Consider the following 9,796-nt stretch of genomic DNA (forward strand, 5'->3'; position numbering starts at 1 on the left):
TTCATTCGTATTAAAATCTGCTCCTTATCCTGTTGTATCTCTGTTATCTTTAATTCCGTTTCCGGATAAAAACTATCCATACATAACGTATTGTGTGAACCTGACATTTGACAGCCTCCTCATCTCGTTTGATATGTTAAGTATACTACATATTTGATAATATAGGAAACTACAAAACGGTTAATTGCGGAAGAACCCCCCGCATATGCCAGAGCAGTATAAAAACGCATGGAAACCGCATCAGAAAACCACGGGAATCTTAGCGTTGTATTACTACTGGTGCTATCAGTTGGGGATATTCCCCAAAGGCACGGACTACAAGCCGACAAGCCCGCTGATGAAAGAAGAATTGCGGAAACTGGACGAGATTACCGCACAGGTACGGTATATGTCAAAGCATAACATCTCCACCCTCTCCGACTTACAAGCCGACAGGGAGCAAAACCAGAGTGAAATGAATAAACTTATCGACTACCGCCAGCACTTGCGGAACAAGGTACGCCGTGCTTTACCAGCCGAAAAAGAAACTCTACGAACCGAAAAACAAGGGCGTGACGGAGCAGATAACGGAACTTAGAAAGCGGCTGAAATATGCAGACGGGATTGAAAAACGCTCTGCCCATATCGATAACTGCTTAGACCAAATCCACGACACGATGGAAAATCAGCGGTCAAACCGACAGAAGCAGCCAGTTAAAACAGAACGCACGAGGGAGGAATCATTGCGATGAGCAGACTGTCCGAGGAAGAAATACAGGCGATTATGGAGGAATACAAGGACGTCCCTATGGTAAATCCCGACAAAATATATCCCCCTCTGCCGCCTGCCCAGAACGTCACGCCCCTTGTCCGCATCCCAGAACCGATGAGCATTACCGAGAAAATCGGCGGCACGGAATACACCGTCAACGCCCATTTCCGAAAAGACGGGCGGGATTTGCTTGTAATGCTTACGGATATTTTTCGGCGTGGCGCACAGGGATATGGATTTTATGATGATGGGAATTGGGGTGATGACGACGGGGAATAACAGGCAACGGAAGAATTATCGCTTTAAAGCGTTGAAGTTCAAGGGCAGATGTGGTACAGTACCTACACTTCACAATACCGTGTCTGCTGTCGGAAAGGAGAGCTTTATGAAAAGACAGCAGGAAGAATTTACGGCATTGTATTGCAGATTAAGCCAAGACGATGGGCGGGAAGGCGAAAGCAACAGCATTGTAAACCAGAAAGAATATCTGATGAAATACGCAAAAGAACACGGTTTCCCTAACCCGAAATTCTATGTGGACGACGGCTATACGGGTACGAATTTTGACCGTCCAAGCTTTAAGGAAATGTCGTCGGATATTGAAAAAGGGCTTGTAAAGACCGTCATTGTCAAAGACTTATCACGCTTCGGCAGGAACTATATCGAGGTCGGCTCTTACTCCGAAATCATCTACCCCGAAGCGGGCGTAAGGTTCATCGCCATCATGGACAACGTGGACACGGGCAGCCTTGAGAGCAACGAATTTGCCGCCTTTACCAACCTTTTCAACGAATGGTATCCCAAAAGCACGAGCAAAAAGGTAAAGGAAGTCAAGAAAGCGAAAGGGCTTGCAGGCGAGCATTTAGGCGCGCCGCCCTATGGGTATTTGCGGAATCCAGACGATAAAACACGCTGGCTAGTGGACGAGGAAGCGGCAGTAACCGTCCGCAGGATATTCTCGCTCTGTATGCAGGGGAAAGGCGTGTCAGCCATCACCACAGCCCTCTGGGAAGATAAGGTGCTTACCCCGTCAGCCTACAAAGTGTCAAAAAGAATCGGCGTTGCAAAAAAATCGGAATGCCCCTATAACTGGGAGCCAGCCACGATTGCGTCCATTCTGGAAAATGTGACGTATATCGGCGTGACGGAAAGCTTTAAATCCACCCGTTTAGGCTTTAAGAGCAGGAAACGCATCCCTACCGCAAAGGACAGGCGGGCGTATATCGAGGATGCCCATGCCCCCATCATTGACAGGGATATGTGGGAAAAAGTACAGATGATACGGGAAAATAAACGCAGACCGACCAAAAGCAGCGTGACAAGTATCTTTTCGGGTCTGCTCTATTGTGCCGACTGCGGGGCAAAACTCAGCTTAGCCACAGCAAACGGATATGCGCATTTCCGCTGTTCCATGTATAAAAGGACGAGCAGGGCAAAAGAATGTACGCAGCACTATATCCGAGAGGACGCATTAAAACAGTTAGTGCTGAAACAGCTCCAACAGTTCCTGTCCTATTTACAGCAGTTTGAGCGAGTGTTTATCCGACAGCAGATTGACGCCACCCTTGCGGAACGCAGATACGAATTGTCCGCAAAGCAGAAACAGATAGTAAAGGACGAAAAGCGGATAAAGGAGCTTGACCGCCTGTTCCGTAAAATCTATGAGGATAACGTCAACGGAAAGCTGAATGACGAACGCTTTTACAAGCTGTCGGACGGATATGAAGCCGAGCAGGAACAGCTAAAGCAGGAAATCGAAGCCTTGACAGCCGAGGTCAGCGAAGCCGACACAGAAGCGACCAATGTTTCCAGGCTGATAGCAGTCACCAAGAAATACACCCGTATTGACGAGCTAACCCCCGAAGTCCTAAACGCATTTGTGGATAAAATCGTAATCCATGAGCGTGAGAAAAGGGACGGGAAACGGACACAGCAAATCGACATCTACTATTCCTATGTCGGGATTGTGGACATCCCCACGGACGAGGAAATGCGGGAAATGGAACAGGAATATATGCAGCGCACTACACGTCAAACCGCCTAAATACAGGCGTGGCAGGAGAAAATCTATGCTCCTGCCGATACATATCTATTTTTATCCCTATCTGGTTTAACCCATTATTGAAAAAACATATTCAATAACACAGGAGCCTCTCCTTTTAAAATATTGTCCAATATAAAAAAACTCCTATAATTTTCACGCATTGTAACTTTCATCCTCCATTTCCAACAACATACGGTCAAAATCACTCTGATACAACAGATCCTGCTTCACACGATATTTTTCAAATTCACTCAGCGCATGCTGTTCTGCTATTTTTGCTGAAATTGTTCCCGCATGTGTTAAAATTTCTTTTTTAGATAACCGTAAAATTCCTTCAAACTGCCCTGCCCAGTCTTCCATCGTCATTGGAATCTGTTCTTCTGCCCGCAATTCCGCAAGATCCAAATAGGCATTGACAATCCTCGCCATTGCAGATAATTCATCCTCTGTCAGATAGTTTTTCGCTACAACCACATCAAATCTCTGAATTTTTCCATTCGGTGAATCTTTCCATGTTTGAAGCCCCATATGCTCCTTCTCACTGTCTGCTCTATGGTAAATCACTTCTGCTGCAGTTTCCCCATGAATCGCCCAGTGAAGTTGATTTTGAACTTTTGCAAAAAAACGTCTTGTTGTCTGCGCTTTTGGATCATAATCTATACTTGTGGCATATATATCTGTAACCTTCTGGTAAAATCTTCGTTCTGATAGCCGAATTTCACGGATTCTTTGTAATTGCTCTTCAAAATAATCCTTTGTTAAAATCGTCCCAAAATTTTTGAGCCGTTCATCATCCATTGTAAAGCCTTTAATGGTAAATTCTTCTATAACCCCATTTGCCCATTTCCGAAACTGCACTGCCCGTTCCGAATCAACTTTATTTCCTACCGCAATAATCGCTTTCAAATTGTAGTGATTTGTATTATAGCTTTTACCATCTGATGCAGTTATTCGAAATTTTCGAATAACTGATGCCTCATCCAATTCATCATCCGCAAATATCTTTTTTAAATGATAATTGATCGTATGCGTTTCTACGTTATACAGCAACCCCATTGTTTTCTGAGAAAGCCAAACGTTTTCATCAAAATATATGGCATTTACATCGCTTTCACCAGTAGCTGTAATAAATGTCAAATATTCTGCCGCCGAGGAACGCAAAATGGATATATCTTTTTTCTTTTTCATCACTTTATCCTCTTAAAATTTTTCTGCTTAAATTTCTATATAATATTATCTTGTCCCTTACACGAATCCAGGTCACAAACTCCCCCCGTCCACCTAGTGTTATTTCGTCCATAATCCCCCATCTTGTCCACAAAATACGGTACAATTAACACCAAACAATACTAAATAATGCAGTTCTCACCCTGTCCCCAAATTAGGACACAAAATACTCCACTGCATTCTCAGGGAAAAATTCCTTGAACTCGCCATATAATTGTGCAGCAAGCGTCTTGTTGTGGGCGATTACCAGCGTCGGTTTCTGCAATTCCTGAATGACATTCGCCATCGTAAATGTCTTGCCGGAACCCGTAACCCCTAGTAAAGTCTGACACTGGTTGCCTTCCCGGAAGCCTTTGACAAGGGTTTCTATCGCCTGCGGCTGGTCTCCGGTGGGCTCGTAATCACTGTGTAATTTGAAGATGCTGCCGCCTTTTGCAGCGTCTTCATGAGCAAATAGCACAGCGGATTGCGAATATCCTTTTTCTTGTGCATCCTGCACAAAAATCACCTCCAAAATCCATATTAAAAAAGTTCGCCTATTAGGCAGAAATTCGTCGAGGCACATCTTCCGTTTTTTGTAAAATTGCCTTTCAACGAATTTTGTTCACCGATTTCATTTTCCCGGACTGGTTATACCCAGCCGGACACCATGAACCTGACGTTCCAAAAAGTATTCTGATTATAGCATATGGTTCTTTATTTGTACAGATAAAAACGAGAAGTTTTAGAACAAACGTTCCGAAACATCCGTTCTTTCGTAAAAATAGGAGTACTCTCGTTTTTGACGAAAATACTCCCTTCACTTCAAATTGTCACCCGTCTTCGCAAATCTATACAGTCTGTTTTCCATACCGTTTTAAATAGGCAGATGCCTGTTCCAGAGACAGACCTATCCGTTCCTGCATTCTTTTCAGGAGCGTTGCATCATCAAGACCTTCTTCCTGCCCTAGCTCTATAAGTAACTGCGCTTTCCCCTGGCTTATCAACCTTTCCGATTCTGTCTCAATTACTGTTCCACCCATAATACTCACCAGCCTTTCCTCATTTTGATTTCCATTTGTAATATGTGTAATGATGGTATTTATAAATCCTTTTAAGTCAATCAGTTCATGATCGGTCAATTCCTCCGCTTCATACAAACGAACCAGTTCATTCCTGAAATATTCCAAATCCCGTACTGCGTTCTCTATACTTCCTTCGGATATCATATCCTTTTCATATCTTGCAATATAGAATGGAATATAAGGGAACAACTTCTTTTCAACAATATATTCTTTTGTGAATTCTTCCAGAATTACATTGGGGGATTCATAATTTACTTCCTGCCCATCCGGAAATGTAAAAGTAATTTTTGTAGTCTTCGAGGTTCTTTCCGTCCGTTTGACATAGATTACGGAAAATCTCGGCATGGGAATCGTCGCATGCCCGATATCCCATGTTGCAAACTGCCTTGCAACAATGAAAGCATATTCTGCAATCCTGATTGCCATAGAGCCGTCATCATAGCTCTGACACTCCAGCAGGTAAACCTCACTCCCTATCTTAATCAGGAAGTCAGAAATCTGCTCTTCTATTTCCTTGCTCCCGTCTGCCGTCTCACTTTCAGTCAAATATCCCTCCGACGGTAAAACCTCCACTTTTGTATCTAACGGGTACTCTTTCCCGAAAACGTCATTAATTACGGATATGAACAATCTCTTGTGCTTGCTCTTCATAGTCTTAAACACATTATCGTAATCCGGTGTTTTTTTCTGCATATTTCTTATCCTTTCACAATATTTCCCTCATCTTAAAAGCAAAATATTCTGTCTTTATTATATCGTGGTTTCCCCATTCTGACAACAGCGAAATCAATGCTTTCACCTTGAAACAAAACGTTTATTACCGTTCATTCGCTCACAGTAACAATCTTTTTATTTATCCGGCAAATATTTTTCTGTTTCTATTACTGTATCCAATACCACATCTTTCAAATCCTGCCCGCTCCTTTTCTTTGGCATAACATCATTCATATAGGATACCAATTCCGGTATTTCTTCTGGAATAATGTTCTGATTGTCACCGTACACATCTACTGTAATCAGTTCCTTTGCATGACCCATCAGCTTTGATACTGCTTTTGGATTAAAGTCACTCTTAAGCAGAAGCGTACAATATGTACTTCTTAAGTCATGCCATCTTATATCAGGTAATCCGGCGCTTTTAAGAAGATTTTTGTAATGTCTCCAATGAAAATCCTTGCTTTGCGGCTTTCCATAACTGGAACATCAGATATAATCTGCATCTAAAAACTGCGATTTCCTACGGCTTCTGTTCTTTTCATATACCTTCCGTTCTTCCAAAACCGCCTCGAAAACATAGTCCGGTATGGGAAGCACCCTTTTGTGAAAATCAATCGGCTATGTAACATAACTATATATTCATATTAAAAACCCACACCATGTTGGAGACACCAAATCAAAATATCCTCTGTCATTCTAAGAAACAATAAAGCATCTTCTTTTGTTGGAACCTCTTCACCATGTGTTCCTAATCCTGACATAGCACTATACATACTCACAAACAGTCTATATCTATTTGCACCCTTTTTATTATCTAACCAATAAATAAATATTTTTTTAATGGAAATAAGTTGTGTATTAGAGTTATCAACAACACTTTCTCCAGTTGCTGCTAAAATGCCTTTTGCATAATCATTTTGAACATCTATTTTTTTAAAAAAACCTTCAAAAACACTTCTACTATTATCAAGGCAACTTTTATATTCAGAATTTCCATAATTAGATATAGATTCTAAATAGTAGGGCAACAAATCATTATGCTTTTGTTCTAGTGCGGACAATAAAAATGTTTTATTGTCTTGACGTTCAAAAGCCCCTTCTGAAAATGCTGTCAAATGATATTTATAGCAATCATAATCATAATCGTCTTCTATGTGTTCTCTGGTCAATTCATATCCTATTATTTCTAAATAATTACTTAATACACTAAAATCTGCTTCTTCGATTTTTCTTACTCTCTCAAATATTTCTTTTAAAAAACTTCCCAACGCCTGTTTATTACTTTCTATCTCTTGGCAGATTGAAAAACAAGCCTTAATCGGGCTATATGCCAGATTATCGTTTTTCCACGTTCCGTTCATATAATACGGTGTTAATTCCACTCTATATTTATCTACAAGCGAAGATAGTCCTGCACATCTTAATATAATTTCTGCATCTTCTACTTGCTGAATTGCACGACTAAAATATTTCCCAAGTATACTATATGTTTTTGCCAACACAATTTTTTCCTGTGAATCCATTTCAAACATTGTTTTTCCGCCCTTTCTCATTCCAATTTTTTCTATTAACTCCATGCATTACATAATAAAACAGTAATATGTATTCTTTGTCTCAGTATCTAAACACTTTATATTTATTTTTTGGACTTCTTATCAAGATATTTCATAGTCTCTACCAAAGTATACAATTCATCAAAAGTCTCCCATAAATCCACATCAAAAATTTCAGAAATATATTCGTCTAAACTTTCTATTCCTATTAGTCTTTTATAACCTCCAAATAGACACTCACATACTGATGAATAGCAGTAATGATATTTCCACGGTAAATCCCCAGATAATTCTTCTGCCCACTGTGGATTTCATTAAATATCATAACTTCCTGAATTGGAACTCGCCATTGACGGATATATCACTCCGGAACAGGCTGCTAAATTAAAGATCATTAAAGAACATTTTGATAACCTTGAATCCCGGAAAGCAGAGTTAGAAAAACTCATTCTTGCGCTCGCCAGTCCCTATCAGCAGGAAATTTCCATTATCCTAACCGCTCCAGGTTTTAAGAACACCTTTACTGCTATCGGTATCATCTCCGAAATCGGAACAAACATGGAGGCTTTTCCTTCGGCGAAACACTTATGTTCATGGGCTGGTCTTACTCCAACCAACAATGAGAGTGCAGGGAAGAAAAAATCTGTCCGGGTTTCCAAGGCTGGATGCTATATCAAACCTCTTCTCGTGCAGTGTGCAAACGCTGCGATCAAGAGCAAAAAGCATCCTGAAATTCGTGACCGCTACCTCCGTATTAAAAAGCGTCGCGGTCATAAGAAGGCAATCATTGCTATTGCAAGAATGCTTCTTACAGCATTATACCACATGCTCAAAAATAGTGAGAATTATAATTCAGATTTATACCAAAAATCTGATATTCTTCCGACAACTCGTGAAATCACGATTGAGCAGGCGATTTTAATGGCTCGGGAGTTTGACAGTTGAATAGCAGAAAAAGTACTCGCAGGTCGCATAAAACCTGCTTTTTTTATGTCTATTTTTTTGATTTTATGTATGTTATTTTATGTTATTGTGTGATATAATAAGGAATAGGAGGGATAACAGATGAATCTTCACATAACAAAATCAAAAAATGCAGAGTCCTTTTATATCTGTAAATCTTATACAAAAGCAAATGGCTGTACTACCTCAGCTATTGTCCGCAAGCTAGGAACCTTAGAACAACTTTTGCCTGAACATGGACCTACAAGAGATGATGTCGTTGCATGGGCGAAAAACGAAGTGAAAATAGAAACCGAAAAATATAAAAAAGAAAAAGAAGCACAGACAGTATTGATACCATTCCATGCTGATAGACAATTAGATTATGACAAGCAGGTCTTTTTCCGTGGTGGCTATCTGTTTCTTCAATCTTTTTATTATCAACTGCAAATGAATAAGATCTGTCGGAAATTAAAACAAAAATATAAATTCAAGTATGATATCAACGCAATCTTGTCTGACCTGATTTATGCAAGGATCTTAGAACCTTGCAGCAAGCGTTCTTCTTACAAAGTTGCATCTGAATTCTTAGAAAAACCGTCCTATGAACTTCATGATGTATACCGGGCATTGGATGTGCTTGGTACAGAATGTGATCTTATCCAGGCAGAAGTTTATAAAAACTCCCATTTTCTTGGAAAAAGAAATGACAAGATCCTTTATTATGACTGCTCGAATTATTACTTTGAAATTGAACAGGAAGATGGAAATAAAAAATATGGCAAAAGCAAAGAACACAGACCAAACCCGATCATCCAAATGGGATTGTTTATGGATGGCGATGGGATTCCGCTTGCTTTTTCTCTTTTTCCGGGAAATGCAAACGAGCAAACCTCTCTCAAACCGTTAGAAAAGAAAGTTCTTGGAGATTTTGGTTGTCAGAAGTTTATTTATTGCAGCGATGCCGGTCTTGGTTCTGAATCAATCCGGGAACACAATCACATGGGAGAACGGGCTTATATCGTAACCCAATCCATCAAAAAGCTGAAGAAGGAAGAAAAAGAATGGGCATTAAATTTACAGGGATTTAAAAGATTATCAGATGGAACCCCTGTTGATATTACAAAGCTATCGGAAGGTGACAAAGGACTTTATTATAAAGACGAGCCATATACCACAAAGAAGCTGCATCAACGCCTGATCATTACCTATTCCCCTAAATATGCCCTTTATCAAAAATCCATTCGAGACAAACAGATTGAACGCGCACAAAAGATGCTGGATTCAGGAAGCACAAAAAAGAACCGCAAAAACCCAAACGATCCAGCACGTTTCATCGGAACTATAGCTGTAACAGAAGAAGGCGAAGCTGCTGAAGTAAAGCATTATCTGGATGAAACTAAGATTTCTGAAGAAGCCCCGTATGACGGATTCTATGCAGTATGCACGGATCTTTTGGATGACAAAGTCGGTGATATTTTAAAAGTAAGTGAAGGAA

General features: G+C 40.4%; 8 protein-coding genes and 3 pseudogenes. 5 read left to right on the top strand and 6 right to left on the bottom strand.

Translation table 11 applies throughout. The annotated features are described in order from the left end of the window. Positions 1–205 precede the first annotated feature (205 nt). The 3 genes from NFS18_RS18430 (at position 206) to NFS18_RS18440 (ending at position 2,795) form a co-directional block, all read left to right on the top strand. Positions 206–577, top strand: coding sequence for a hypothetical protein (locus NFS18_RS18430; protein ID WP_251392910.1), 372 nt, complete (start codon positions 206–208; stop codon positions 575–577). Positions 578–727: 150 nt separating this feature from the next. After that, positions 728–1,030 (top strand): transposon-encoded TnpW family protein, encoded by a 303-nt coding sequence (locus NFS18_RS18435; protein WP_251392913.1) that lies wholly within the window; start codon positions 728–730, stop codon positions 1,028–1,030. Next, positions 993–2,795, top strand: coding sequence for a DUF4368 domain-containing protein (locus tag NFS18_RS18440; RefSeq protein ID WP_251392915.1), 1,803 nt, complete (start codon positions 993–995; stop codon positions 2,793–2,795). The genes NFS18_RS18435 and NFS18_RS18440 overlap by 38 nt, the downstream gene beginning before the upstream one ends. Before the next feature lie 153 nt (positions 2,796–2,948). On the opposite strand, the gene NFS18_RS18445 is transcribed toward NFS18_RS18440, so the two are convergent. The 6 genes and pseudogenes from NFS18_RS18445 to NFS18_RS18470 form a co-directional block, all read right to left on the bottom strand. Further along, entirely contained in the window at positions 2,949–3,983 is a 1,035-nt protein-coding gene (locus tag NFS18_RS18445) for a virulence RhuM family protein (RefSeq protein WP_251392917.1), read from the bottom strand. Positions 3,984–4,179: 196 nt separating this feature from the next. Then, positions 4,180–4,482 (bottom strand): annotated as a pseudogene (locus NFS18_RS18450) (DEAD/DEAH box helicase family protein); the annotation flags it as partial. A gap of 370 nt (positions 4,483–4,852) precedes the next feature. Next, positions 4,853–5,779 carry an RpnC/YadD family protein gene (locus NFS18_RS18455; protein WP_251392919.1) on the bottom strand — a complete coding sequence of 309 codons (927 nt, stop codon included), beginning with the start codon at positions 5,777–5,779 and terminating at the stop codon, positions 4,853–4,855. A gap of 156 nt (positions 5,780–5,935) precedes the next feature. Then, a complete protein-coding gene (locus NFS18_RS20030; protein ID WP_251392921.1) occupies positions 5,936–6,124 on the bottom strand; it encodes a hypothetical protein in 189 nt (62 codons plus the stop codon). Positions 6,125–6,136: 12 nt separating this feature from the next. Beyond that, positions 6,137–6,220 (bottom strand): annotated as a pseudogene (locus NFS18_RS20035) (hypothetical protein); the annotation flags it as partial. A gap of 227 nt (positions 6,221–6,447) precedes the next feature. Next, positions 6,448–7,335, bottom strand: coding sequence for a hypothetical protein (locus NFS18_RS18470; RefSeq protein WP_251392923.1), 888 nt, complete (start codon positions 7,333–7,335; stop codon positions 6,448–6,450). Positions 7,336–7,683: 348 nt separating this feature from the next. On the opposite strand from NFS18_RS18470, the pseudogene NFS18_RS18475 reads away from it, so the two are divergent. Next, a pseudogene (locus NFS18_RS18475) lies at positions 7,684–8,301 on the top strand (transposase); the annotation flags it as partial. Positions 8,302–8,421: 120 nt separating this feature from the next. Continuing rightward, a partial coding sequence (locus tag NFS18_RS18480; RefSeq protein WP_251392924.1) for an IS1634 family transposase occupies positions 8,422–9,796 on the top strand: 1,375 nt, incomplete at its 3' end.

Origin of the sequence: Mediterraneibacter agrestimuris (assembly GCF_943193195.1) — a bacterium.
Taxonomy (GTDB): domain Bacteria; phylum Bacillota; class Clostridia; order Lachnospirales; family Lachnospiraceae; genus Schaedlerella; species Schaedlerella agrestimuris.